The organism is Arthrobacter sp. ISL-5 (genome assembly GCF_018613835.1).
GTDB lineage: Bacteria > Actinomycetota > Actinomycetes > Actinomycetales > Micrococcaceae > Arthrobacter.
In genome coordinates, this window is sequence record NZ_JAGGPM010000023.1 from 127,583 (window position 1) to 151,314 (window position 23,732).

Consider the following 23,732-nt stretch of genomic DNA (forward strand, 5'->3'; position numbering starts at 1 on the left):
CTACTTGGAACTGGTAGCACGCCACGGCAGCCGAAATGGGCCGGATCGCAACAGGTCGCAACAGAACGAGGGACCCGGCTCGGATGGAGCCGGGTCCCTCTTGGCTGTTGTGGGTGGGTGGACGGTTGTGTTCTATCCGCGCTCAACTAGATGATGCGGGTGGTGTAACTGCTGCTGGGAAGGTCGAGTGCTGACCAGTCCCGTATCGAATACTCGGGCGGGGTGTGGCCGCGTCCGTCCCGCAGGACGGCGGTGAACGTTGCGGCTACTGAGATGAGGACCAGGACTACGAGGGCGATTCCGAAGATTTCCATACCTCTATGGTTCTCTTAGGGAAGATCAGAAAGAAGTGGCAGAAATGCCTAAAAAGAGATAATTTCTGCCACAATGGATACATGCTTAAGTCAGTAGCCTTGATCACGGTTCCGCACTTCTCGATCTTCGAGTTCGGCACTGCTTTTGAAGTGTTCGGCATTGACAGGTCGGACCGGGGGACCGGTGTGCCGCAGTTTGATTTCCGGGTCTGTGCTCCCGTCCCGGGCGATATCCCGCTCAAGTCAGGCCTCACCATGAGCGTCACCCGCGGCCTTGAAGCTGCGGCGGACGCCGATCTCGTCATCATGACGCCCTACGGCCGGGAGGACGACGTTCCCGAGGAGGTGCTCGATGCCCTTCGGTCGGCCCACGAGCGCGGCGCCTGGGTGATGTCCATCTGCTCCGGCGCGTTTGCGCTGGCGCGCGCCGGGCTCCTCGACGGACGCCGCTGCACCACGCACTGGCACTACTCGGGTGAACTTGCAGCGCAGTTTCCGAAGGCGCTGGTGGACGAGAACGTCCTGTATGTCCAGGACGACCGGATCATCACGAGCGCCGGAACGGCCGCCGGCATCGATGCCTGCCTGCACCTCGTCCGGGTCGAGTTCGGCGCGGCAGTGGCGGCCGCAATAGCCAGGGACATGGTGGTTCCTCCGCACCGCGACGGCGGGCAGGCCCAGTTCATCGACCGCCCCATGCCTGAATGCGGCTCGCAGCCCATGGAGGAATTGCTGCGGTGGATGGTCCAGAACCTGGATGACGAACATCCCGTCCATGAACTCGCGGCCCGCGTGCACATGTCGCCGAGGACATTTGCCCGCCGGTTCCGTGCCGAGACGGGCGCCACTCCGGCGGCATGGCTCAATTCCCAGCGTGTGCTGCGGGCTCAGGAGCTTCTCGAGTCCACGGAACTGAACATCGATGAAGTGGCGAGGCAGTCCGGATTCGGCCACCCGGTGCTGCTCCGGCACCATTTCGCCAAGGTGCTGGACACCAGCCCGCAGTCCTACCGCAGGGCGTTCCGCGGTCAGCTGGCGCCGGCGGGCTAGGGTCGGAAACAGGCCAGGAGAGCAAGCCGGCTAGGAGTGGAATCCGCCCCGCGCGCGTCCGGCGGGCGATGCCTCCGCTGCGGCCCTGGTGGTGTCCACCAGCACCCGCCACGGCCCGGTCACGGCCCGCTCCGGGAGGGTGGCACGGTGTTCCCCGGCGCGGATGGAATACATGAACCGGTCGGGCTGTCCGTCCTGAATCTGCCGGGAGTCGGGCACGGCATCCCACGGGCAGGCTTCGACGATGGGCTGCCAGTGGTTCTTGTCGCTGGACGTATTGGCTAGGACTGTCCACGTACGGGTCAGCGCGGCAATCCCTCCGCTGCGCTCGACTGTGATCTTCATGGCAAGCTTCCTGGGTTTCCGCGGCTGCCGGGAGGGAGACTGGCCCGCCCTCCCGGCGGTCAGCTAGAGCTTTACCTTCACAGTTTCCCACGCCTTGCGCACGGCGTCATGCTCCGCGGACTCGGTACCGAACAGTTCCCGGGCCGATGCCGCCGTCGCCTTGGCAAAGACGGTGAACGTGGCCGTCGGAGGCAGGGAGCCGCCCGTCAGAGTGTCGTACCAGATCTGCCCCGGCGCCTCCCACGCATTGCCGCCCAATGCCAGCGCAACGAGGCAGAATGCCCGGTTGGGGATGCCGGAGTTGATGTGGACGCCGCCGTTGTCCGCGCTCGTGCGGACATAGGAGTCCATGGAGTCAGGCTGCGGGTCCTTCCCCAGGACGTCGTCGTCGTACGCGGTCCCGGGCGCCTTCATGGATCGCAGGGCCGAGCCTTCGACCTGGGGCGTGAAGAGGCCTTCGCCGATCAGCCAGCTGGCATCTGCGGTGGACTGCTTCCGGACATACTGCTCAACCAGGGCACCGAAGACGTCGGACAGGGACTCGTTGATGGCGCCGGCCTGGTTCCGGTAGGCGAGCCCGGCCGAAAACTGGGTCACACCGTGGGCCAGCTCATGGCCGATCACACTGAGGGAACGTGTGAAGCGTTCGAAGATTTCGCCGTCGCCGTCGCCGAAGACCATTTGCTGGCCGTCCCAGAACGCGTTGTCATAAAGCTTGCCGAAGTGGACCGTGGCGTTAAGGGGCATTCCCCGGTCGTCGATGGAATTCCGCCCGAAGACGTCGGCGTACAGGCTGTGCGTATGGCCCAGGCCGTCGTAGGCCTCGTCAGCGGCAGGATCGCCGGTGGCTGCCTCGCCTTCCTTGCGGACGAGAAGGCCAGGGAGCGACTCCCCGGACTTGGCGTCGAAGACGGACCTGTTGACGGGGCCCGGCCGCAGCTGCCGGATGCCCGGGGGAGCCTCGGCCGCGGTGGCAGCGCGGGCCGCCTGGACGGCCCTGACGTGCCTCAGGGCTTCCTTGGCGGCCCTGGCAACAGCAGAGAACCGGGGCGAATCCTGGGCGGCGAGGCGTCGCAGCATGTAAGGCGGAACGATTGAGCAGAACATGCAGATCAGCCTACGAGCGGCCACGGACAATTCTCTTCAGGCGCACTGACGGCAATGCGCCCACAAGACAAAGCGCCCTCAAGAGACGGAAAGCCCCGGGAGACAGGAAACCCCGCCACTTGCTGGAAGCGGCGGGGTTCATTTGTGCCCTCGATAGGATTCGAACCTACGACCTTCTGCTCCGGAGGCAGACGCTCTATCCCCTGAGCTACGAGGGCAGTCAGGGATCCTGCCGTTCCCGGCCGGACGTCCTAGAGCTTAGCAGGAAGGTGGGCCTGAATGGAAAACCGGCCCCGGTCCGCGGTCCGTGTCAGCCCCGGCCGTCAGTAACCTGCGAACGAGTCCACCTGGATCCGCCGGGCACCGGCCTGCCGCGCTGCCCGGCGCAGGGAGCCCACACTGGCCGGTGAACCCGATATGTAAACCCTGCGACGCGCAATGTCGGGGACCAGATGCTGCAGCGCCGGGCCGTCCAGCCTGGCTCCCGTCTCCGCAACTGCGCCTGCGTCCTCGATGAAGTCCGGTGGAGTGGATCCGTCGGCAAGCCGGGCAATGATGCGCGCTCCGGAGTTCTTCAGTTCGGCCGCATAGGCGAGCTCGGAGGCGTTGCGGGCGAGGTAGAGCAGGACGACGTCCCGCTCCGGGGCCGAGCCGTCGGAGAGGTGCGCAAGGTACGGTGTGATCCCAATTCCCGCTGCGATCAGCAGGACGGGGTCTTTGGATCGCCGCGGGAGGACAAAATCCCCGGCCACTGTGGTGGCGGTGAGTTCATCTCCGGGCTTGAGCGCCAGGAGCTTCTGCTTGGCGGCGGAGACGGGTTCGGCAGTGCCCACGCCGATCTTCACGTGCGGCGCATCGGGGGGACTTGTCAGGCTGAAGACCCGGCGCCGGCCCCTTCCGTCCGGCTTCGCATGCGGCAGGTCCAGCTCCAGGTACTGGCCGGGGGCGTGGCGGAGGGGGCGCCGCGGCTCGAAGACAAATTCCGTCGTCGTCGGTGTGAGCCGGCGCGAGTGCCTGAACAGCAGCCGGACGCTTCCCCGCTGACCGGCCAGGAACGCCAGCAGGTTGCCGACCAGCAGTGCCAGCTCGGGGGAGTTCGCGACGAAGCCGAAGTTGAAGGGCGTTGCAAAGAGGATTCCGACGACGGCGGCCAGCACCAGCTGCTGCCACCGCCGCGGCGGCAGCGTCAGCGGTTCAGTGAGCATGAACCCGACGAAGAAAATTACGGGGCTCTGCGCCAGGGGCTGCCACACGGCACCGCCCGGGTCCACCCCTGACTGCAGGAGCCCGGCCGCCACAATGGACGTGGCCACCACGGTGAAGACCGCGGCCATGAGCATTTTCCGGGTCCGGTAGAGAACCAGCAGGACACCGGGAACCAGCAGCCAAAGCATCGCCGGGGTCCCCGCCCACCAGGTGGCAATATTCAGCCCGGTCAGGCCCGTGATGAACGCGCCCGCAGCTGCGGGATTGAAAATATGCCGTCCGCGCCACGCGAGCGCATATTTTGAGGCGGACGCAAGCACGCAGGCCAGTGCCACTCCGGCGAGATCCACGGCGGCGAACGTCGGACCGAACAGGGTGGGCCAGAACAGGAAATAGAGCAGCAGCCCGGTGATCAGCGATGACTCCGAGTGCGGGCGGACACGGAACAGGGCAGCCAGTGCCCGGTTGGACGCATAGGTCAGCCCCACGCACAGGGCCAGGTGGGCGAGGAGGTGGGGAATCCCGAACGTCAGCCAGCCAAGGGCGTCGAGGACAAGGCTGTAGACGGCCAGGGCGGCAAGAACCAGCAGCACCAGCCGGTACATGGTGAAGCGGCCCAGGAAGGCATCCAGCGCCGTGACTGGCGAGGTCCGCGGCCGGGAGGTTATGGAACTCATGTGAACAGCGCCCCTTCGAATTCCGCGGAGTATTCCGCACTGCCGTTGGAAAAGACCTTAAGCCAGGAAAACCGGAAATGGCGCTCCAGCACCTCGCCGGGGACAAAGAACAGGGCCGTGGCAAGGGCATCGGCCTCCATCGCGGTTCCGGCCATGGCCCAGGTGGCCACGACCGTCCGCACCGGGGCGCCGGTAGTGCCGTCCAGTACATGGTGGAGGCCGTCACCCCAGGCCCGGCGGTTCGAAGCCGAGGCGCACAGGGCGCCGGTGCCGAGGGGGACCGTGCCGATCGCCTTGCTGGAGTCGTACGGATGCTCGAGCGCCACTGTCACCGACGGGCTTCCGCTGTTCAGGAGGTCGCCGCTCGCGTCGATGAAGAACTCGGTGACGCCGTGGCCACGCAGCACTTCGGCCAGGAGGTCCACCAGCTGGCCTTTTCCGGCCGCGCCGATGTCCAGCACGACGGGAGCCTTGGCCGTCACTGAGGTGCCGCGCCATTCCAGGACGTCATCCCAGGCGGGCGGCGCTGTGGCGGCGCCGTGTGGCCGGAGGGAATAGCCGGGTCCGTACCCCAGCTGTTCCAGGCTGCCACCGATGAGCGGGGTCATGGCGCCGTTGCTCAGCGCATACAGGATCCGATACACCGAGGCCAGCGCCGTGGCTTCGGCCGGAAACTCGAAATGGCCGGGCCGGGCGGACATGCGGGACACGAGGGAATCGCCGCGGAACCGCGACCACGTGGAGTCGTATCGCTCCACCTCGGCGAGCACATGACTGCGAGGTGCCGGCCCCAGCGGTTCGGGAGTGGAAATCTCCCAGCTGGTCCCTATTCCTTCAAAGTTGAAGTTGTGCCAGCCCGGGTGCGGCATGGGTCTCCTTTGCCTGCGGTTCAAGTCCACTCTCCCATGCCGCCCCGCAGCCGGTTACAGTGCCTGGGTCTTGATCTCTTCGACGGCCTGGTTGAAGCCGCCGCTGGTCAGGGATGAACCCGCCACCTTGGAGACCTTGATCTCGTCGAGGCTCTTGCCCACCACCTGGTCCGCGATTCCGCTCGCGAACTGTCCTTGGAACTTGCGCGTGTTCGGGTTGGACGGGTGCTCGGTGATCTCGACGGCGGACACCGTTCCGTTGGCCACCGTGAGCTGCACACCCACGGTTTCCGTGCCGTTCGGCGATTTGTAGGTGCCGTCGGCACTGTAGGTGCCGTCTTTGTAGCCTGCGCCGGACGTCGCCAATGCGCTGGAGGACGAGCTCGGTGCCGCCGTGGCCGACGATTCGGAGGTCTGGGTTTCCTGGGCGGCGGGCTGCTGGGCCGAAGGCGCGCAGCCGGCCACCGTGCCGGCGAGGGACAGGCCGGCTATGCCGGCGAAGACGCTTTTGCGGACGGAAGGCTTCACGGGTGTCTCGTTTCGTTTGTACGGGCACTACCGGGTGGATGACGCTCACAATAGGTTAAAGGTTCAAACTGTGAATTTCCCTAGCATTGGCTGTGACGGCGAGGGGGCCGTCGAGGGGGCCTGGGCCCCTCTGGATTCCGCCACATGGCGGGGCCCCCGGTAGGCTAGGAGTGTGACTCCCGAAGAACTCTCCCTCGCCATATCCTCCTGCCTGAAGGACGCCGTTGCAGCCGGCGACATCGCCCTTTCCGAGTCGGCGGTTCCCGACGCCGTCCTGGTGGAGCGACCCAAGAACAGGGAGCACGGCGACTGGGCAACGAACATCGCCCTGCAGTTGGCCAAGAAGGCGGGTACCAACCCGCGGGAGTTCGCCACCATCCTCAGTACGCGGCTCAAGGAGATCTACGGCGTCACGGCCGTAGACATAGCCGGTCCGGGCTTCCTTAACATCACCGTGGACGCGGCAGCAGCCGGGACGCTCGCCAAAGCCATCGTGGAGGCCGGCCCGGAGTACGGCACCAACTCCGCGCTCGCAGGCCACACGGTCAACATGGAGTTCGTCTCCGCCAACCCCACCGGGCCCTTGCACATCGGGCACACCCGCTGGGCGGCTCTGGGTGATTCGATCGCCCGCGTGCTGCGCGCCTCCGGTGCGCAGGTCACGGCCGAGTACTACATCAACGACGCCGGCACCCAGATGAACGTGTTCGCCAACTCCGTCCTGGCGCGCCTCCACGGCCGGGACGTGCCCGAGGGCGGCTACCCGGGCGAGTACATCCGCGACCTCGGCCATGAGGTACTGACCCGGCACCCGGACATCCGTGAACTGACGGACGTTGCGGCCCTCCCGGTTATCCGGGCGGCGGCCTACCAGGCCCAGCTGAAGGACATCCAGGACACCTTGGCGGACTTCGGCGTTTCCTTCGACGTGTTCTTCTCCGAGCAGGAACTGCACGACGCCGGCGCAATCGAGAGCGCCGTCGCCCGCCTGCGCGAGCAGGGCCACGTGTTCGACGACGGCGGTGCCGTCTGGCTGCGCACCACGGACTTCGGCGATGACAAGGACCGCGTGATGATCCGCGCGAACGGCGAACCCACCTACTTCGCCGCGGACGCCGCCTACTACCTGTCCAAGAAGGACCGGGGCTACACCGAAAAGATCTACCTGCTGGGTGCCGACCACCACGGCTACATCCACCGGCTCAAGGCCATCGCCGCCGCCGCGGGGGATGACCCCGAGGTCAACATCGAGGTGCTGATCGGCCAGCTCGTTTCGGTGAACGGCGCCAAGCTTTCCAAGCGCGCTGGCAACATCATCGAGCTCAAGGACCTGATCTCCTGGCTGGGCAAGGACGCCGTGCGCTACTCCCTGGCCCGCTTCCCGGCCGATTCGCCCCTCACCCTGGACCCGGAGCTGCTCAAGAAGCACTCAAACGAGAACCCGGTCTTCTACGTGCAGTACGCCCACGCCCGCTCCCGCGGCACCGCCCGCAACGCCGTGGCCGCCGGCGTGGACCGCAGCGCCTTCGACGCCTCGCTCCTGCACCACCCGACGGAAAATGAGCTGCTGTCCTACCTCGGCAGCTACCCGTCCATCGTGGCCAAGGCCGCGGAACTCCGCGAACCCCACCGGGTGGCCCGCCACCTTGAGGTCATCGCCGGGGCCTACCACCGGTGGTACGACGCCTGCCGCGTTGCCCCGCTGGGCGACGAGGCCGTCACCGACCTCAACCGCACCCGCCTGTGGCTCAACGACGCCACGAGCCAGGTGCTCGCCAACGGCCTGGACCTGCTTGGCGTTTCCGCGCCGGAACGGATGTGAACTGAATGACCGCGCATGCATTGAACCAGTCCTCGCCGCTCGCCCCGGACTGGCTCGCGGTGCCGGCTGACCTGAACGCCCTGCACCCGCCCATGTGGGCTGCCGGAGTGGAGCGGAACGACGACGGCGAACTGGCCCTCGACGGCATTCCGGTCAGCGCGCTGAAGGAACAGTTCGGCACGCCGCTGTTCGTCATGAGCGAGTCCGACTTCCGGGCCCGCGCACGCTCCTTCAAGGATGCCTTCGACGAGGCCTTTGCCGACATCTGCGGGGGAGTGGACGTCTACTACGCCGGCAAATCCTTCCTCTGCACGGCCGTGGCCACGTGGGTGGCTGAGGAAGGCCTGCGGCTCGACACCTGTTCCGGCGGTGAACTGGCCGTGGCTGCCCGCGCCGGCATCGACGGCGCCAACCTCGGCCTGCACGGCAACAACAAGTCCGATGCCGAGATCTCCCGGGCCCTGGACATGAGGCTCGGCCGCATCGTGGTGGACAGCCTGGACGAGCTGGAACGTGTGGCCAAAATCGCCTCCGGCCGGGGCGAGACCGCCAAGGTCATGCTGCGGCTGACTCCCGGAGTGCACGCCCACACCCACGAGTTCATCGCCACCGCCCATGAAGACCAGAAGTTCGGCCTGTCCATGGCAGAGGACTCCACGGAGCAGTCAGGGCTGTCGGCGGCCGAGGAGGCTGTGGCCGCGGCCACGAGCTATCCCGGCATCGAACTGCTGGGACTGCACTGCCACATCGGCTCGCAGATCTTCGAACCCGACGGCTTTGCCCTTGCGGCCGAGAAACTCCTGGGCTTCCTCGCCGAGATGCAGGTGAAGTACTCGATCCAGCTCCCAGAGCTCGATCTCGGCGGCGGCTACGGCATCGCCTACACTCCGGTGGACACGCCCCGCCCGGCAGCCGAAATCGCGCAGGCGATGGCCGCCGTCGTCCGCTCAAAATGCGCTGAGCTGGGCATTTCCGCACCGCGGATCTCCATCGAACCGGGCCGGGCGATCGTGGGCACCAGCACCTTCACGCTGTACGAGGTGGGCACCCTGAAGACCGTCCGCGTCGACGCTCCCGCCAACGGTGACGCGGAATCCGCGGGGGAAAACGTTACGCACCCGCGCCGCTATGTGTCGGTGGACGGGGGCATGAGCGACAACGCCCGTCCGGTGCTGTACGACGCGGATTATTCTGCGATTCTGGCCTCAAGGACCTCCGCAGCGGCTCCGCAGCTGTCCCGCGTAGTGGGCAAACATTGCGAGAGCGGCGACATAGTTGTTAGAGATGTATATCTGCCCGAGGACGTGGCAGCCGGTGATCTGCTCGCTGTACCGGGTACCGGCGCCTACTGCTGGGCCCTGTCAAGCAACTACAACTATCTGGCCCGGCCGGGCGTTGTCGCTGTGCGCGATGGATCCGTCCGGCTGATTGTCCGCGGGGAAACCGAAGAAGATTTGCTGAACCGCGACATGGGAGTCTGAATGACTGAATTGCGAACCCTGAAAGTAGCCCTGCTGGGCTGTGGCAACGTTGGGGCCCAGGTCGCGCGGATTCTCATTGACGACGCTGAGAACCTGGCGCCCCGGACCGGCGCCCACCTGCAGCTCACCGGCATCGCCGTGCGCAACCTGGACACCAAACGTGACGTGGAGCTCCCGCGCGAGCTGTTCACCACCGATGCCGAAACCCTGGTCAAGGACGCCGACCTGGTCATCGAGTTGATGGGCGGCATCGAACCTGCCCGCACCCTGATCCTCGCCGCCATCCGGAACGGCGCCAGCGTGGTCACCGGGAACAAGGCCCTGCTGGCCCAGGACGGCCCCACGCTCTACGAAGCGGCGGACAAAGCGGGCGTACAGCTGTCCTACGAAGCAGCCGTGGCCGGCGCCATCCCCATCCTGCGGCCCATCCGCGACAGCCTGTCCGGCGACCGCATCACCCGCGTGCTCGGCATCGTCAACGGCACCACCAACTTCATCCTGGACCAGATGGACACCACGGGCGCCCAGTTCGCCGATGCCCTCGCGGAGGCCCAGCGGCTCGGCTATGCCGAAGCTGACCCCACGGCCGACGTCGGCGGCCTTGACGCCGCCGCCAAGGCCGCCATCCTCGCGTCGCTTTCCTTCCACACCCGGTTCGACCTCGAGAACGTCCACTGCGAAGGCATCACGGGAGTCAGCGCCGCAGACATCGCCGCCGCCAAGGACGCCGGGTTCGTCATCAAGCTGCTGGCCATCGCAGAGAAACTGACCGCTGCCGACGGAAGCGACGGTGTCTCCGTCCGCGTGCACCCAACCCTGCTGCCGCGCGAGCACCCGCTGGCCGCCGTGCACGGCGCGTTCAACGCCGTCTTCGTCGAAGCCGAGAACGCCGGAGAGCTGATGTTCTACGGCCAGGGAGCCGGCGGCACTCCGACGGCGTCGGCCGTGGTGGGCGACCTTGTCTCCGCCGCCCGCCGGATTGTCCTCGGCGGACCGGCGCAGGTCGAAACGACCAATGGCCAGGTTCCCGCGCTGCCGATCGACGCCGTCAACACGAGCTACTACATCGGCCTGGACGTCGCCGACCAGCCCGGTGTCCTGGCAAAGATCGCCCAGCTCTTCGCGGAGCACGGCGTGTCCATCGAGATCATGCGCCAGACCATCCACCGTGACGCCGACTCCAACGTGGAATCGGCCGAACTGCGGATCGTCACGCACCGCGCAACCGAAGCTGCACTGGCAGCAACCGTCGAGGCCGTCAAGGGCCTTGACGTCATCAATTCCGTTACATCCGTACTGCGGGTAGAAGGAGTCTAAGTGGCTCACCAATGGCGCGGTGTCATCCGCGAATACGCTGATCGTTTGCCCGTAACGGAATCCACCAAGGTCATCACCCTCGGTGAGGGCGGCACGCCGCTGGTCCACGCGCAGAAGCTGTCCGAGCTGACCGGCTCAGAGGTGTACCTCAAGGTGGAGGGCATGAACCCCACCGGATCCTTCAAGGACCGCGGCATGACCATGGCCATGACCGCCGCAGTGGCGTCAGGTGCCAAGGCCGTGGTGTGCGCCTCCACCGGAAACACCTCGGCCTCGGCCGCGGCCTACGCCACCGCAGCCGGCCTGAAGTGCGCCGTGCTGGTGCCAGAGGGCAAGATCTCCATGGGCAAGCTCAGCCAGGCGATCGCGCACGGAGCCACCCTGCTGCAGGTGGACGGCAACTTCGACAACTGCCTGGACATCGCCCGCAAGCTGGGAGAGTCCTACCCGGTCTTCCTGGTGAACTCCGTCAACCCGGCCCGCATCCAGGGCCAGAAGACGGGCGCCTTCGAAATCGTGGACGCCCTTGGCGACGCCCCGGACATCCACGTGCTGCCCGTGGGCAACGCAGGAAACATCACGGCGTACTGGAAGGGCTACAAGGAGTACTCCGCGCCGTTCGAGTCGGAGACTGCCGGTACCCTTCCCGCTGTTTCCACCAGGACCCCCCAGATGTGGGGATTCCAGGCCGCCGGTGCCGCACCGTTTGTGGCCGGCCACCCCATCACCGAGCCGGACACCATCGCCACGGCCATCCGAATCGGCAATCCTGCGTCGTGGGACGGCGCCATCGCGGCCCGCGATGAATCCGGCGGCTTTATCGATGCCGTGACGGACGACGAGATCCTTGCCGCGCACCGCTGGCTGTCCGCCAAGGAGGGCGTCTTCGTGGAGCCCGGCTCCGCCGCCGGCGTGGCGGGCCTGCTGAAGAAGCACGCTGCGGGCGAGGTGCCCTCCGGCAAGACCATTGTCATCACCGTCACCGGCCACGGGCTGAAGGACCCCCAGTGGGCGCTGCGGACCGAAGACGGCAGTGACGTGCAGCCGGTCAAGGTGTCCAACGACGTCGTCACGGTTGCCGCCGAACTGGGACTGGAAGACAAATAGCCTTGGAAACCATGCTCACAGTCCCGGCCGAGTCTGCCGCCGACGCGCCGGCAGTCCCGGCCGGGCAGCTGGTGACCGTACAGGTTCCGGCCACCAGCGCCAACCTGGGCCCCGGGTACGACAGCCTGGGACTGGCCCTGTCGCTGCACGACACCCTTACGGTGGAAACGCTGGCCGGCGGCCAGCTTGAGTTCGAACTCAGCGGCGAAGGCGCGGAAACGCTGCCCCGCGACGCGAGCCACCTTGTGGTCAAGGCCATCACCGAGGCCCTGCATCGCCTGGGGTACCGGCATGACGGCCTCAGGATCACTGCAGACAACGTCAACCCGCACGGCCGCGGCCTGGGTTCCTCGGCGTCTGCCGTCGTAGCAGCGGTCACCGCAGCGAATGCGTTGGTTCCGGAGCAGTCGCGCCGCGGCAAGGACTGGATCCTGCAACTCACCAGTGAGATGGAGGGCCACCCGGACAACGTCGCTCCCGCCATCTACGGCGGCCTGGCACTGTCCTGGCAGGACAGTGACCAGTACAGCAGCACGTGCGCCACGGTGGACGAAGCAGTCATTCCGATCGTCGCCGTTCCGGACTATGAACTGTCCACGGAAGCAGCGCGCGCGTTGCTTCCGGCGTCGATCGGTCACCACGCCGCCGCCATGAATGCCGGCCGGGCGGCGCTGCTGATTCATGCGCTGACGCAAAAGCCGGAATTCCTGCTCGCCGGCACCGAAGATTACCTCCACCAGAGCTACCGCGCGGAGGCCATGCGGCCCAGTGCTGCCCTGATCAAGGCCCTGCGCGGGGCAGGGCACGCAGCCGTTGTTTCCGGGGCGGGACCCACCGTCCTGGCCCTGGCGAACGGCGAAGCGGAGGCCGCGGCCGTCCTGGAGTTCATCGCCGCGTTTACCGCCGCGAACACGCCGGACATCAACTGGCGTGTGATGAAGCTGGCAGTGGACGTTGAAGGTGCTAAAGTGGGAGTGCACCGGCGGTAACCCCGCAGTCAGTCAACGCAGTTTATGCAGTTAGACGGCGACTCTGTAGTCGAGAGGCCCTGCAGTCAAGAGACCGTGCAGTCAAAGACCCTGAAATTGGCCATGTTGCCTATCTGGTCCGCAACTGTTTCGATCTGCTGTTGCTTCGATCTCTTATTGCGCAATATTTTCGGTGCCGCCTGCTTGGCCTGACGCAGGAACTTACAGAAACCTTCTGTTCCCTGAATGGTCAGTCCGCCGCTCCTCCATTATTCGGAGCGTTGAAGGTGATCAGTATCCGGCCCTGCCGCGAATTCCATCCGGCAAGGCCGAAATCACGGCTGCAGATCTGAACTGCAGCCCAGATCAAATCATCGCGTCCAGCTCCTAGTCTGGACGCCGTCGAGGGGGAAGGATCCTTCGTGACCGAAACCACTGAGCTGTCGCCAGCTGTGGACACATCAACTTCTGCTTCCGGATCGTTGACGGAAGCACCCGCCAAGAGCAGTGGCCTCGCCGGCCTCAAGCTCGCCCAGCTGCAGGCTCTTGCCAGCCAGCTCGGAATTTCCGGCGGTTCCCGCATGCGCAAGGGAGACCTGGTCTCGGCTATCTCCGCGCACCGCGCGGGCTCTACGGCCAGCAAGGCTCCGGCCCGGGCTGCCGAGAAGGCGACTGACAACAGCGTGGCCGCGGCAAGCCCGGAGGCTCCGGCTGCCGGCGCCACCGAAGCCCCCGCCCAGGAGGGGACCCGGGCACGTGGCCGCGGCCGCAGCCGCCGTGCGGTCAGTGACGGCGTGGTTTCCACCACCGTCGCGGAACCCGCAGCCGAGCCTGCCGCCGAGGCCGCGGCCGCTCCGGCACCTGCCGAGGCAGCAGAGCCGTCCGCTGCAGAAGGCGCCGAGCGCCGCCAGCCGCGTACCCGCAACCGCCGCCGCGGCGAGGCCGCCGCAACGGCTCCGCAGGCAGCTGAGGCCGCAGAAGCTCCGGCCGAAGCCGCTGCACCTGAGGCGCGGGCAACTGAGACACGCACCGCCGAGACCCGCGGTGCCGAGACCCGCGAACAGGGCGGCGAAGCCGGCGACGGCGGCCAGCGCACTGACCGCCGTGACAGCCGCACCCGCGGTGGCCGCGACGCAGCGGAAGCCCCCGCCGGCCGCGACACCCGCCGTGAGGACACCCGGGACGGCGATGACGCCGAGGGCGGCAGCCGCCGCAACCGCCGCAACCGCCGCGACCGGAACGATCGCAACGAACGGTCCGACAGCAGGGACAGCCGTGACGGCAACGCCCGCAACGACCGCTTCCGCGACCGCAACGACCGCCGTCGGGGACGCAGCCAGGGACCTGACGTCGACGACGTCGAGGTCACCGAGGACGACGTCCTGCTGCCCGTCGCGGGAATCCTGGACGTCCTGGAGAACTACGCCTTCATCCGGACCTCCGGCTACCTGCCCGGTCCCAACGACGTCTATGTATCCCTCGCCCAGGTCAAGAAGTACAACCTGCGCAAGGGCGACGCCGTCGTCGGCGCCATCCGCGCCCCCCGCGACGGCGAGGACCGCAGCCAGCAGTCGGCCCGCCAGAAGTTCAACGCCCTGGTCCGCGTGACGTCAGTCAACGGCAAGACCTCCGAAGAGCTCAAGGACCGCGTCGAGTTCGCCAAGCTGGTTCCGCTCTACCCGTCCGAGCGCCTGCGCCTCGAGACCGACCCCAAGAAGATCGGCCCCCGCGTCATCGACCTGGTTGCCCCGATCGGCAAGGGCCAGCGCGGCCTGATCGTTTCGCCCCCGAAGGCCGGCAAGACGCTCATCCTGCAGTCCATCGCCAACGCCATCACCACCAACAATCCTGAGGTCCACCTCATGATGGTGCTCGTTGACGAACGTCCTGAAGAAGTCACGGACATGCAGCGCACCGTCAAGGGTGAGGTCATTGCCTCCACCTTCGACCGTCCCGCGGATGACCACACCACCGTTGCCGAGCTTTCCATCGAACGCGCCAAGCGCCTCGTGGAAATGGGCATGGACGTTGTGGTGCTCCTCGACTCCATGACCCGCCTGGGCCGCGCCTACAACCTGGCAGCACCGGCCTCCGGCCGCATCCTGTCCGGTGGTGTCGACTCTGCCGCGCTGTACCCGCCGAAGCGCTTCTTCGGTGCAGCCCGCAACATCGAAAACGGCGGCTCGCTCACCATCCTGGCCACGGCCCTCGTAGAGACCGGTTCCAAGATGGACGAGGTCATCTTCGAAGAGTTCAAGGGCACCGGCAACATGGAGCTCCGCCTGTCCCGCCAGCTGGCTGACAAGCGCATCTTCCCGGCCGTGGATGTCAACGCGTCCGGTACCCGCCGCGAAGAGAACCTGCTTTCCCCCGAGGAAGTCAAGATCATGTGGAAGCTGCGCCGCGTCCTCTCCGGACTCGAAACGCAGCAGAGCCTTGAGCTGCTGACCAACAAGATCCGGGAGACCCAGAGCAACGTTGAGTTCCTCATGCAGGTCCAGAAGACGACGCTTGGTGCTAAGTCGGATAACGACAAATAGCGTTGCGTAACCGCTAGTTCAAGGCGGTTCCGCGCGCTGCCGCCGCACGGATTTTTCCGCCCCCGCCCCTCCGCCGGGTGGCTTCCGATCTACGATCGCAAGCCACCCGGCTCCGGCAGGCCCGATGCCACTCCCAGGGCGGAAAAAATCCGTGCGGCTCTGTTCGTTAACTCGCCTTTGGCGGTTTGGGCCGGCAAAAATACCCGACGGCGGTCGCCCCGTCACCTACCGCTGTGAGCATCACTAAACTTATACACACAGCGTTGAAAGGTTTTGAAAATGTTTGAGTCCGTACAGGGCCTGCTTGATGAGCATGATGCTATCCAGGCGCAGCTTGGGGATCCGGCTGTTTATGCTGACCAGCGGCTGGCGCGCAAGCTGGGGCGGCGGTCTGCCCAGCTGAACGGCATCGTGGAGGCGTACCACAAGTGGCACGGCATTCAGGATGATCTCGCTGCAGCGAAGGAGATGGCTGGCGAGGATCCCGAGTTCGCTGCCGAGGTGCCGGAGCTTGAGGCTGCCCTGGAGACGGCGGCTGCCAAGCTGCGCCGGCTGCTCATTCCGCGGGACCCTGACGATGCTCGCAACGTGATCCTTGAAGTCAAGGGCGGTGAAGGCGGCGATGAAGCTGCCCTGTTCGCCGGTGATCTCCTCCGCATGTACACCCGCTATGCGGAATCACGCGGGTGGAAGACCGAGCTCATCTCCGCCACGGAATCCGATCTGGGCGGCTACAAGGACGTCCAGGTGGCCGTCAAGGGAAGCTCGAACGATCCCGCCGAAGGCGTCTATGCGCGGCTGAAGTTCGAAGGCGGCGTGCACCGTGTCCAGCGCGTTCCCGTCACCGAATCGCAGGGGCGCATCCACACCTCGGCCGCCGGCGTTCTCGTGCTGCCCGAGGTGGACGAGCCCGAAGAGCTCGAAATCAACCAGAACGATCTCAAGATCGACGTCTACCGGTCCTCGGGCCCGGGCGGCCAGTCGGTGAACACGACTGACTCCGCCGTGCGCATCACCCACCTTCCCACCGGCATCGTGGTGGCCATGCAGAACGAGAAGTCGCAGCTGCAGAACCGCGAAGCCGGCATGCGCGTTCTCCGTGCCCGCATCCTGGCCCACCAGCAGGAACAGATCGACGCCGAGAACTCCGCCCAGCGGAAGTCGCAGATCCGCACCATGGACCGTTCCGAGCGGATCCGCACCTACAACTACCCGGAAAACCGGATCGCGGACCACCGCACCGGGTACAAGGCGTACAACCTGGACCAGGTCATGAACGGCGACCTCGAGCCGGTCATCCAGTCGGCCATCGAGATGGACGAGCAGGCACGCCTGGACGCCATCGGCGACTAGCCGGGAACCGCTGAAAACTCCATGACGTCCGAGTACATGACGGCCGGCACCGGCCAGTCCCTGGCCGATGCCGTCAGCGAGGCCACCGCGATTCTTGCCGATGCCGGCGTTCCCAGCCCGAGGGTCGACGCCGAACTGCTGGCCGACCATCTCATGGGCGTAGGGCTCGGGCGGCTGCGCGCCATGCTGCTGGGCGATGCCCCTGCGCCGGCAGGCTATGCGGAACTGGTGGCCGAACGGGCCCGCCGCATTCCGCTGCAGCACATCACCGGCGTCGCGCATTTCCGCTATCTTCAGCTCGCGGTGGGCCCCGGCGTCTTCATTCCCCGCCCGGAAACAGAGTCCGTGGTCCAGCTGGTCATCGACCGGCTCCGGGAACTCCTCCGCGCCGGCGTGGCCCGGCCCAGGGTAGTGGATCTCGGCACGGGATCCGGGGCCATCGCAGGGTCCGTGGCGCACGAGGTGCCCGAAGCCGTGGTCCATGCGGTGGAGTACAGCGAATTTGCGCATGCCTGGGCCGCGAAAAACCTCGAACCACTGGGCGTCACCCTCGTCCGGGGCGACCTACGGGACGCACTGCAGGAGCTTAACGGAACATTCGACGTCGTCGTGTCCAACCCGCCGTACATCCCCGCCGAGGCAATTCCGAACGAACCCGAAGTGGCGCTGCACGATCCACCTGAGGCCCTGTACGGCGGCGGAGCCGACGGCATGGACCTTCCGACGGCGGCTGCGGCTTCTGCTGCCAGGCTTCTGGTTCCCGGCGGCTACTTCGTGATGGAACACGCCGAAGTCCAGGCCGCCTGGATTTCCGCCATGCTGGCCGGCACAGGACTGTGGTCTGAAGTGACCACGCACGTTGACCTTAACGGCAAGGAACGGGCAACCAGCGCCGTCCTTGCCTCACCGCCCGCGCAGTAATGAAAGAATGAGGCAGTGACCACTACGTATAACTGCACAGCCGATGACGAGCGCACCGCAGGACTGGCCCACGCACGGCGTGCCATCCTCGAGAAGAAGTGCGTGGTCTTCCCCACGGATACCGTCTACGGGATAGCAGCCGACGCATTCTCGCCCCAGGCCGTCACCATGCTGCTGGTTTCCAAGGGCCGCGGCCGGAACATGCCCCCGCCAGTGCTGATTCCGCGCCTCAACGCCCTTGATGGCCTGGCGACTGACGTTTCTGCCGAAGCACGCCAGCTGGCCGAAGCCTTCTGGCCCGGGGGCCTGACGCTGATTTTCCACGCCCAGCCTTCCCTTGACTGGGATCTCGGAGAGACGAAGGGCACCGTGGCCCTCCGGATTCCGGCGGATGAAGTGGCTCAGGACCTCCTAACCCTGACCGGGCCGCTGGCTGTGTCGTCAGCCAACAGGACCGGTCAGGCTCCGGCCCAGACCGCGTTCGAGGCCCGCTCCCAGCTGGCAGAATCCGTCGAGGTCTACCTCGAAGGCGGCTTCCGCCCGGTGGAGGGAACCGGCGCCCTGCCGTCCACGATTGTGGATGCGACGTCACTGCCGCTGCGCGTGGTCCGCGAGGGAGCCGTGAGCCTGGAACGGCTCCGGGAAGTGGTCCCTGGGGTGCTCGATATCCAGGGCAACGCTCCCGAGCCGTCCGCCACTGCCGATGCTGAGGGCGCCGCAGAAACAGAAGGCGCTGCAGAAACGGAAGGCACTGCAGAATCAGAACGTGCTGCAGAATCTGAAGGCGCTCCCGGGGCCGGCGACAAAGCGTCCGGCACGGAATGACGCTGCAGCGGCAACCCATCCCGGTCCTCGGCGTGGACGCCACTCCGCTGGACGTCGCAGGACTCACGGAAGTCCTCGACAGGTTCGTGGCTGACGGAACCACCCGGACCGTCGTCGGACACAACCTCCACAGCGTGACGCTCTTCCATTCCGAACCGGAATTCCGGACGTTTTACGAGAACAGCGACGTCGTGCTGATCGACGGCGCCCCCGTCCTGTGGCTCTGGGGGAGGGGACGGAAGCGTTCCGGACCCGTCATGGACTACCGGCTGGGCTCCACTGACTGGATCCCTGCGCTGGGCCAGGTCAGCAGCCTGAAAAGCATCGCCGTCGTCGGGGCCGGCCCCGTGGCCAACGCCAGGGCCGTGGCCAGGCTGCAGGCCATTGCACCCGAGGCGTCAGTCTCCGGTATGCCGGGGGAGGGCTGGGACGAGGAACTCGAAGAAGAGGTGACCGCCTGGCTGGCCGAGCAGCGTCCGCAGCTCGTGCTCATCGGACTGGGGATGCCTCTGCAGGAAAAGGTGCTGCGGCGCCGCCTCGGCTCTCTTCCGCCCGCGGTCTATTGCGCTGTCGGAGGCGCCATCGAGCAGATTGCGGGAATCCAGAAGCTGGCGCCGCGCTGGCTGGGCCGCCTTGGCCTGGAATGGGCGTGGCGGCTCCTGCTGCATCCGCGGCGGGTGGCCTACCGCGTGTTCGGCGAGCCTTGGGTGCTGCTCGGGCTCCTGGTCCGGCGCCGGCTTCGCAGGCAGGGCTAGCTGCGAAGCCTGCCGGGCGCAGGTGCCAACGCTAGAACTTCTGGTCTTTCAGGGGACCAAATCCCTTGCCGCGGAGTCCTGCCGAGAATGCGCTGAACCAGTCGGACAGACCGCGGAAATCGCCGCGGCGCAGGAAATAGCCGAGGTAGCCGCCGACGTCGGCAATCAATGACTTGACGCGGAAATGGCGCCGGATCAGATAGCCGCGGTTGCGGTAGTAGTAATAGCGCTTGAACGCGGTCTCGGGGACGATGACGTGCCACCGGGCGCCAAAGACGTGCTTGGTTTCGGAGAACGCGTGCGGATGCGTGATGGCTGCCGTGGTGACCGTGCCGAAGCGGACGCCCGCCTTGCGCAGCCTGAGGGTGAAGTCCACCTCGTCGCCCCGGATGAAGAGGCGCATGTCAGGCAGGCCAACCTTGAAGAAAACATCGGAGCGGATCAGCGCGCCGTTGAAGAAGTGGCCGTCGTTCGGAAGGAACCCCACCTTCTCCAGTGCGCCCCGGTCGTGGGTCACTTTGCCGTCCAGGCGGAAGAAAAAGGAGAGCCTGTCAGGGTGGCCGGGCGCCAGCACGAGCGGCACCACCGCCTCCAGGTCCCGCGCTTCCGCCTCTCGGATCAGGGTGGCGAGGCATTCGGGGTCGGCCGGCTCGGCGTCGTCGTCCATCATCCAGATCCAGTCAGCGCCGCTTGCCACCGCCTTAAGGACGGCCAGGGAAAATCCGCCCGCGCCGCCGAGGTTGGCTTCCGAGCGGATGTAGTCCACATTTTCGTGCTGTCCTGCAACGTCCGACGCCGGCGCGGTGCCGCTGTCAACAAGGCAAATGGACGCCACGGGCGCCGTCTGGGCATTGATCGCTTTCAGGAGGACGGCGAGCTCGCGGGGACGGTCAAACGTTACGGCAGCAACTGCGACCGACACTGGCATTGCGGGTTCCTTTCAGCACAGCCGCCGGCAAGTTTCCCGCCGGCATGAGGCCTTGTGACGCGAAGCCATGTAGCCGTTGGCGTTAGTATCTTGACTAGAGTCCACTGTAATACAGCCCCGTCAGGCACTATGCACTGCCTGTCTGTGCGCATGGCGACGGAGAAGTTTCATTTATTGCACGTCAGATCCACAGCTATTGAGCCCCCACAGTCCCCCCAACACCAGCGCGAATCTGCATCGGCCTGAAGCCCGGTGCCATGCCGCCCCACGGCGGGCCTCTTCGCGCGTCTTCGCGTCACACAGTGACGGAGGACAGAACACCGGAGAACAGAACGCCAACGAACAGAACGCCGGAGCACAGCGTGGCGGAGAACTGCGGGTCAGCGGAGCGAGGGACACGCCGTGATCATGTACCTGCTCATGATGCTGACCGCAGCCGTTGTCGCGTATGCGGCAACCTGGGGCGCACGCCTGGTCGGCAACAGGCTCGAGCTGTTCACCCCGATCCGCAGCCGTGACATGCACTCGAGCCCGGTGTCGCGGCTCGGCGGCCTGGGGATATTCGCGGGCGTGCTGGTGGCACTGGTCGTCGCGAACCAGTCGTTTTTCGTCAAGGACATCTTCCGTGGCAATTCAGCCCCCTGGGGCGTGCTGGCGGGGGCAGCCGTCATTGTGGTCGTTGGCGTTGCGGACGATCTCCTGGATCTGCGCTGGTGGGTCAAACTCATCGGGCAGAGCGTCGCGGCCCTCGTAGTGGCTGTGTGGGGCGTCCGGATGACCATCATTCCGTTCGTTCCCGAGCCCATCCGCTTCGACTCGGACCCTGTCAACGTCCTCGTCACCGCCGGCCTTATTGTGACCACGATGAATGCCTTCAACTTCATCGACGGACTTGACGGGTTGGCTGCCGGAGTGGCAATCATCGGCGGCTCTGCCTTCTTCCTGACCGCGTACTGGGTGCACCGGAACGCGCCGCTGCTTGACCGCTCAGATCTTGCGACGCTCCTGACGGCGGTGCTCGTGGGCAGCTGTCTGGGGTTCCTGCCGCACAACTGGTTTCCCTCGAAGATCTTCATGGGGGATTCCGGTGCGATGCTGATCGGCCTGCTGATGGCATCGGCGGGTGTGGTGTCGACGGGCCAAATCAGCTCGGGACTCTATGACCGTGTGAACGGTATCCCCACGATCATCCCCATCCTGCTGCCTTTCGCAGTGCTCTTCCTCCCGCTGCTGGACCTCGGCCTGGCGGTGGTCCGGCGCACTGCTGTCGGCCGCTCGCCCTGGTCCGCCGACCGCGGCCACCTGCACCACAAGCTGATGGACATCGGGTACTCCCACCGCACGGCCGTGATGCTGATGTACCTGTGGACGGCAGTACTTTCGTTCGGCGGACTCGCCTTCGCTGTCTACCCCTGGCAGGTGGTTCTGGCGGTGGACATCGCGGCCACCCTGGTGATGGGGCTCATCACGGCATGGCCTTATCTCAGCCGCCGGGGCGCAGAAACACCGCAATAGCAGCCGCTTTCCCGAATATTTCTATCTCGTGTAGAATTCAGGGGCAGGTCTTTCCTGCGCCACTCCACCCCCTTGCCCCAAAGATTGGGTTCGCATGACCTCCAACGCCGAGCCCGGACCAGCGTCCGGCAAAGGACCCGTTGGCGTCTCCGGCCCCACCCGGTCATTGTGGCTCGGCCTGTTGGGAATCAGCTCCGCCGTCTCTGCTGCCGCCCTTGTCCTTGCGGGCATTGTGGCAGTAACCCTGAATGGCTGGGCCGGACTGCTTTCGAGCAGCTTCGGCGGGCTGCTTGTCATGGCTTTCTTTGGCATCAGCCTCTTGATCGGCCACTTCGTCGGCCGGAACAACCCGTCCGGTGCCATCGGCCTGTTCGTGGCAACCTACTTCGTCAAGGTCATCGGTTTCGCGGTGGTTCTTTTTGCGGTTGGTGCGCCCGAGTGGCTGCATGGGCGCTGGTTCCTTATCGGAGCGGTCGTCGCTGTGGTGACCTGGCAGGCGGCTGAAATCTACGGTTTCAGCAAGGCCCGGCTGCAGATCTACAACGACCCCGAACCAGACAAGGGCAACACCGATGTCTAAGCGAAACCACCCCGGCAAAAGCTCCTCCGGCGACCCCGGCAAAAGGCCCGGCGCTCCGGGCGTCTCGGCCGAAAATGGTGACGGCGGTTACAACGCTGGAATTGCCGTCTTTAGCTACATTATTGGCGGAATCATCGTCTGGAGTTTGATAGGGTGGGGACTGGATTATCTGTGGGGAACCCGCTGGATTGTGCTCCTAGGCGCTCTGCTTGGAGCCGCGGGAGGGTTCTATCTGTCCCATATGCACGGCCTCACCAGTTCAAGGAATACAGCTGGCGGGAACAGTGCAGCCAGCGGCCCGTCTGAGGATGGGAACAGTAATGCCAAATAATTTTAAGAGGGGGAGGGCAAGCATGAAGCACGCCGGACCCCGACCAACGCCCAACGATGGACACTGCAGAGAGGAAACGCGTTGATCGCGCTTGCGCTCCCGGCCCAAAATTCAGGAGTCTTCACGCCTCCCGGAATTGAAGAAATGCACCTGCCGGCAATCCTGCCGTGGGGTGCGGCAGACGGATTCTCCAAGCAGATGCTGCTGGTTATCCTGTCCGTTGTCATTATCGCAACATTCTTTCTGCTAGCTGCGCGGAAGCAGCAGCTGGTTCCTGGCAAGCTGCAGTTCGCAGGCGAAATGGCCTATGGCTTCGTCCGCAACAGCATCGCCAAGGACATCATCGGCGGCAGAGACTTCATGAAGTACGTGCCCCTGTTGTTCAGCCTGTTCTTCTTCATCCTGGTGAACAACATCTACGGCGCCATCCCCGTTTTCCAGCTGCCGAGCTTCTCGCACGTCGGCGGAGCGTACGTCCTTGCCGCCATCGTGTACGTCACCTGGATCGGCATCGGCATCAAGAAGAACGGCCTGAAGTACTTCAAGCTGGCAACGGTGCCGTCCGGAGTTCCGTTCTACATCCTTCCGATCGTTATCCCGATCGAGATCATCTCCAACTTCCTGGTCCGTCCGGTCACGCACAGCCTCCGTCTGTTCGCCACCATGCTGGCCGGTCACCTGATCGTGATGATCGCCGGTTCAGGAATTGAATACCTCATCATGCAGGAGAACATCCTGCTCAAGGGCACCTCTGTTCTGGTCCTCGCCGGCGCGATCGCCATGTACATGCTCGAAGCCCTGATCATGGCGCTTCAGGCCTACGTGTTCACGCTGCTGACGGCGATCTACATCGAAGGTGCCCTGCACGCGGACAGCCACTAGGCTCCCACAAACTTCCCCTTGGGGGGATGAAGCAAACCAAACAACCTGCCACAAAGATGGCATCTTGAAAGGAATAAAATGGAAGGCAATCTCAACCTCGTAGGTTACGGTCTGTCCGCAATCGGCGGTGGTATCGGTGTTGGTCTCGTGTTCGCCGCTTACATCAACGGCGTAGCACGTCAGCCGGAAGCACAGCGTGTGCTGCAGCCGATCGCATTCCTCGGCCTTGCGCTGACTGAAGCCCTCGCCATCCTGGGTCTGGTCTTCGCCTTCGTTCTCTAGGCCTTCAGAACCTAGCGAACATTCAGAAC

General features: G+C 65.5%; 23 protein-coding genes and 1 tRNA gene. 16 read left to right on the forward strand and 8 right to left on the reverse strand.

Annotated elements, in window-relative coordinates:
* Nucleotides 1–146: 146 nt before the first annotated feature.
* Complete coding sequence (locus tag J7I89_RS12180; RefSeq protein ID WP_181038383.1) at nucleotides 147–314, reverse strand: hypothetical protein; 168 nt, start codon at nucleotides 312–314, stop codon at nucleotides 147–149.
* A gap of 81 nt (nucleotides 315–395) precedes the next feature.
* Here J7I89_RS12180 and J7I89_RS12185 point away from each other — a divergent pair, with 81 nt between their 5' ends.
* Complete coding sequence (locus tag J7I89_RS12185) at nucleotides 396–1,364, forward strand: GlxA family transcriptional regulator (protein WP_214970497.1); 969 nt, start codon at nucleotides 396–398, stop codon at nucleotides 1,362–1,364.
* A gap of 30 nt (nucleotides 1,365–1,394) precedes the next feature.
* On the opposite strand, the gene J7I89_RS12190 is transcribed toward J7I89_RS12185, so the two are convergent.
* The 6 genes from J7I89_RS12190 to J7I89_RS12215 form a co-directional block, all read right to left on the reverse strand.
* On the reverse strand, nucleotides 1,395–1,709 hold the full coding sequence (locus J7I89_RS12190) for a protealysin inhibitor emfourin (protein ID WP_214970499.1): 315 nt from the start codon (nucleotides 1,707–1,709) through the stop codon (nucleotides 1,395–1,397).
* A 63-nt stretch (nucleotides 1,710–1,772) separates the two neighbouring features.
* On the reverse strand, nucleotides 1,773–2,816 hold the full coding sequence (locus J7I89_RS12195) for a M4 family metallopeptidase (protein WP_214970502.1): 1,044 nt from the start codon (nucleotides 2,814–2,816) through the stop codon (nucleotides 1,773–1,775).
* A gap of 145 nt (nucleotides 2,817–2,961) precedes the next feature.
* A tRNA-Arg gene (locus J7I89_RS12200) sits at nucleotides 2,962–3,034 on the reverse strand.
* A gap of 105 nt (nucleotides 3,035–3,139) precedes the next feature.
* Nucleotides 3,140–4,699: a ferredoxin--NADP reductase gene (locus tag J7I89_RS12205; protein WP_214970505.1), complete on the reverse strand. Its 1,560-nt coding sequence runs from the start codon at nucleotides 4,697–4,699 to the stop codon at nucleotides 3,140–3,142.
* Nucleotides 4,696–5,568, reverse strand: coding sequence for an FAD:protein FMN transferase (locus tag J7I89_RS12210; protein ID WP_214970507.1), 873 nt, complete (start codon nucleotides 5,566–5,568; stop codon nucleotides 4,696–4,698). Before J7I89_RS12210 ends, J7I89_RS12205 begins: the two co-directional genes overlap by 4 nt.
* Nucleotides 5,569–5,622: 54 nt before the next feature.
* A complete protein-coding gene (locus tag J7I89_RS12215; protein ID WP_214970509.1) occupies nucleotides 5,623–6,096 on the reverse strand; it encodes an FMN-binding protein in 474 nt (157 codons plus the stop codon).
* 172 nt (nucleotides 6,097–6,268) lie between these two features.
* Between J7I89_RS12215 and argS the strand changes: the two genes are divergently transcribed.
* From argS to J7I89_RS12265, 10 genes are all read left to right on the forward strand, one after another.
* The gene (gene argS / locus J7I89_RS12220) at nucleotides 6,269–7,918 is read left to right on the forward strand and encodes an arginine--tRNA ligase (RefSeq protein WP_214970511.1); all 1,650 of its coding nucleotides are present in this window, start codon (nucleotides 6,269–6,271) and stop codon (nucleotides 7,916–7,918) included.
* Between the two features lie 5 nt (nucleotides 7,919–7,923).
* A complete protein-coding gene (gene lysA / locus J7I89_RS12225; RefSeq protein ID WP_214970513.1) occupies nucleotides 7,924–9,399 on the forward strand; it encodes a diaminopimelate decarboxylase in 1,476 nt (491 codons plus the stop codon).
* Complete coding sequence (locus tag J7I89_RS12230; RefSeq protein ID WP_214970515.1) at nucleotides 9,400–10,716, forward strand: homoserine dehydrogenase; 1,317 nt, start codon at nucleotides 9,400–9,402, stop codon at nucleotides 10,714–10,716.
* Nucleotides 10,717–11,823: a threonine synthase gene (gene thrC / locus J7I89_RS12235; RefSeq protein ID WP_104136235.1), complete on the forward strand. Its 1,107-nt coding sequence runs from the start codon at nucleotides 10,717–10,719 to the stop codon at nucleotides 11,821–11,823.
* Between the two features lie 11 nt (nucleotides 11,824–11,834).
* Entirely contained in the window at nucleotides 11,835–12,812 is a 978-nt protein-coding gene (gene thrB / locus J7I89_RS12240; protein WP_214970517.1) for a homoserine kinase, read from the forward strand.
* A 401-nt stretch (nucleotides 12,813–13,213) separates the two neighbouring features.
* A complete protein-coding gene (rho, locus tag J7I89_RS12245) occupies nucleotides 13,214–15,331 on the forward strand; it encodes a transcription termination factor Rho (protein WP_214970520.1) in 2,118 nt (705 codons plus the stop codon).
* A 279-nt stretch (nucleotides 15,332–15,610) separates the two neighbouring features.
* A complete protein-coding gene (prfA, locus tag J7I89_RS12250; protein WP_214970522.1) occupies nucleotides 15,611–16,684 on the forward strand; it encodes a peptide chain release factor 1 in 1,074 nt (357 codons plus the stop codon).
* A 36-nt stretch (nucleotides 16,685–16,720) separates the two neighbouring features.
* Entirely contained in the window at nucleotides 16,721–17,605 is an 885-nt protein-coding gene (prmC, locus tag J7I89_RS12255) for a peptide chain release factor N(5)-glutamine methyltransferase (protein WP_214970661.1), read from the forward strand.
* Nucleotides 17,606–17,620: 15 nt separating this feature from the next.
* Nucleotides 17,621–18,430 (forward strand): L-threonylcarbamoyladenylate synthase, encoded by an 810-nt coding sequence (locus J7I89_RS12260; RefSeq protein WP_214970525.1) that lies wholly within the window; start codon nucleotides 17,621–17,623, stop codon nucleotides 18,428–18,430.
* The gene (locus J7I89_RS12265) at nucleotides 18,427–19,185 is read left to right on the forward strand and encodes a WecB/TagA/CpsF family glycosyltransferase (RefSeq protein ID WP_214970527.1); all 759 of its coding nucleotides are present in this window, start codon (nucleotides 18,427–18,429) and stop codon (nucleotides 19,183–19,185) included. Before J7I89_RS12260 ends, J7I89_RS12265 begins: the two co-directional genes overlap by 4 nt.
* A 31-nt stretch (nucleotides 19,186–19,216) precedes the next feature.
* Here J7I89_RS12265 and J7I89_RS12270 read toward each other — a convergent pair whose 3' ends face one another.
* On the reverse strand, nucleotides 19,217–20,113 hold the full coding sequence (locus tag J7I89_RS12270; RefSeq protein WP_214970529.1) for a glycosyltransferase: 897 nt from the start codon (nucleotides 20,111–20,113) through the stop codon (nucleotides 19,217–19,219).
* Nucleotides 20,114–20,515: 402 nt separating this feature from the next.
* Between J7I89_RS12270 and J7I89_RS12275 the strand changes: the two genes are divergently transcribed.
* From J7I89_RS12275 to atpE, 5 genes are all read left to right on the forward strand, one after another.
* On the forward strand, nucleotides 20,516–21,628 hold the full coding sequence (locus J7I89_RS12275; RefSeq protein ID WP_214970531.1) for an MraY family glycosyltransferase: 1,113 nt from the start codon (nucleotides 20,516–20,518) through the stop codon (nucleotides 21,626–21,628).
* A gap of 94 nt (nucleotides 21,629–21,722) precedes the next feature.
* The gene (locus J7I89_RS12280) at nucleotides 21,723–22,208 is read left to right on the forward strand and encodes a hypothetical protein (protein WP_214970533.1); all 486 of its coding nucleotides are present in this window, start codon (nucleotides 21,723–21,725) and stop codon (nucleotides 22,206–22,208) included.
* Nucleotides 22,201–22,539 carry a hypothetical protein gene (locus J7I89_RS25175; RefSeq protein ID WP_251045224.1) on the forward strand — a complete coding sequence of 113 codons (339 nt, stop codon included), beginning with the start codon at nucleotides 22,201–22,203 and terminating at the stop codon, nucleotides 22,537–22,539. The genes J7I89_RS12280 and J7I89_RS25175 overlap by 8 nt, the downstream gene beginning before the upstream one ends.
* Before the next feature lie 81 nt (nucleotides 22,540–22,620).
* On the forward strand, nucleotides 22,621–23,421 hold the full coding sequence (gene atpB / locus J7I89_RS12285) for a F0F1 ATP synthase subunit A (RefSeq protein ID WP_214970535.1): 801 nt from the start codon (nucleotides 22,621–22,623) through the stop codon (nucleotides 23,419–23,421).
* Between the two features lie 78 nt (nucleotides 23,422–23,499).
* Complete coding sequence (gene atpE, locus J7I89_RS12290; protein WP_009356484.1) at nucleotides 23,500–23,703, forward strand: ATP synthase F0 subunit C; 204 nt, start codon at nucleotides 23,500–23,502, stop codon at nucleotides 23,701–23,703.
* The last annotated feature ends 29 nt before the right edge of the window (nucleotides 23,704–23,732 follow it).

Coding starts and splice junctions, on each gene's coding strand:
- J7I89_RS12230 (WP_214970515.1), top strand. CDS start 9,400: ATGACTGAATTGCGAACCCTGAAAGTAGCCCTGCTGGGCTGTGGCAAC.
- J7I89_RS12205 (WP_214970505.1), bottom strand. CDS start 4,699: ATGAGTTCCATAACCTCCCGGCCGCGGACCTCGCCAGTCACGGCGCTG.
- J7I89_RS25175 (WP_251045224.1), top strand. CDS start 22,201: ATGTCTAAGCGAAACCACCCCGGCAAAAGCTCCTCCGGCGACCCCGGC.
- thrB (WP_214970517.1), top strand. CDS start 11,835: ATGCTCACAGTCCCGGCCGAGTCTGCCGCCGACGCGCCGGCAGTCCCG.
- J7I89_RS12195 (WP_214970502.1), bottom strand. CDS start 2,816: ATGTTCTGCTCAATCGTTCCGCCTTACATGCTGCGACGCCTCGCCGCC.
- J7I89_RS12270 (WP_214970529.1), bottom strand. CDS start 20,113: ATGCCAGTGTCGGTCGCAGTTGCTGCCGTAACGTTTGACCGTCCCCGC.
- atpE (WP_009356484.1), top strand. CDS start 23,500: ATGGAAGGCAATCTCAACCTCGTAGGTTACGGTCTGTCCGCAATCGGC.
- J7I89_RS12190 (WP_214970499.1), bottom strand. CDS start 1,709: ATGAAGATCACAGTCGAGCGCAGCGGAGGGATTGCCGCGCTGACCCGT.
- J7I89_RS12265 (WP_214970527.1), top strand. CDS start 18,427: ATGACGCTGCAGCGGCAACCCATCCCGGTCCTCGGCGTGGACGCCACT.
- J7I89_RS12185 (WP_214970497.1), top strand. CDS start 396: ATGCTTAAGTCAGTAGCCTTGATCACGGTTCCGCACTTCTCGATCTTC.
- J7I89_RS12280 (WP_214970533.1), top strand. CDS start 21,723: ATGACCTCCAACGCCGAGCCCGGACCAGCGTCCGGCAAAGGACCCGTT.
- prmC (WP_214970661.1), top strand. CDS start 16,721: ATGACGGCCGGCACCGGCCAGTCCCTGGCCGATGCCGTCAGCGAGGCC.
- lysA (WP_214970513.1), top strand. CDS start 7,924: ATGACCGCGCATGCATTGAACCAGTCCTCGCCGCTCGCCCCGGACTGG.
- J7I89_RS12210 (WP_214970507.1), bottom strand. CDS start 5,568: ATGCCGCACCCGGGCTGGCACAACTTCAACTTTGAAGGAATAGGGACC.
- prfA (WP_214970522.1), top strand. CDS start 15,611: ATGTTTGAGTCCGTACAGGGCCTGCTTGATGAGCATGATGCTATCCAG.
- J7I89_RS12180 (WP_181038383.1), bottom strand. CDS start 314: ATGGAAATCTTCGGAATCGCCCTCGTAGTCCTGGTCCTCATCTCAGTA.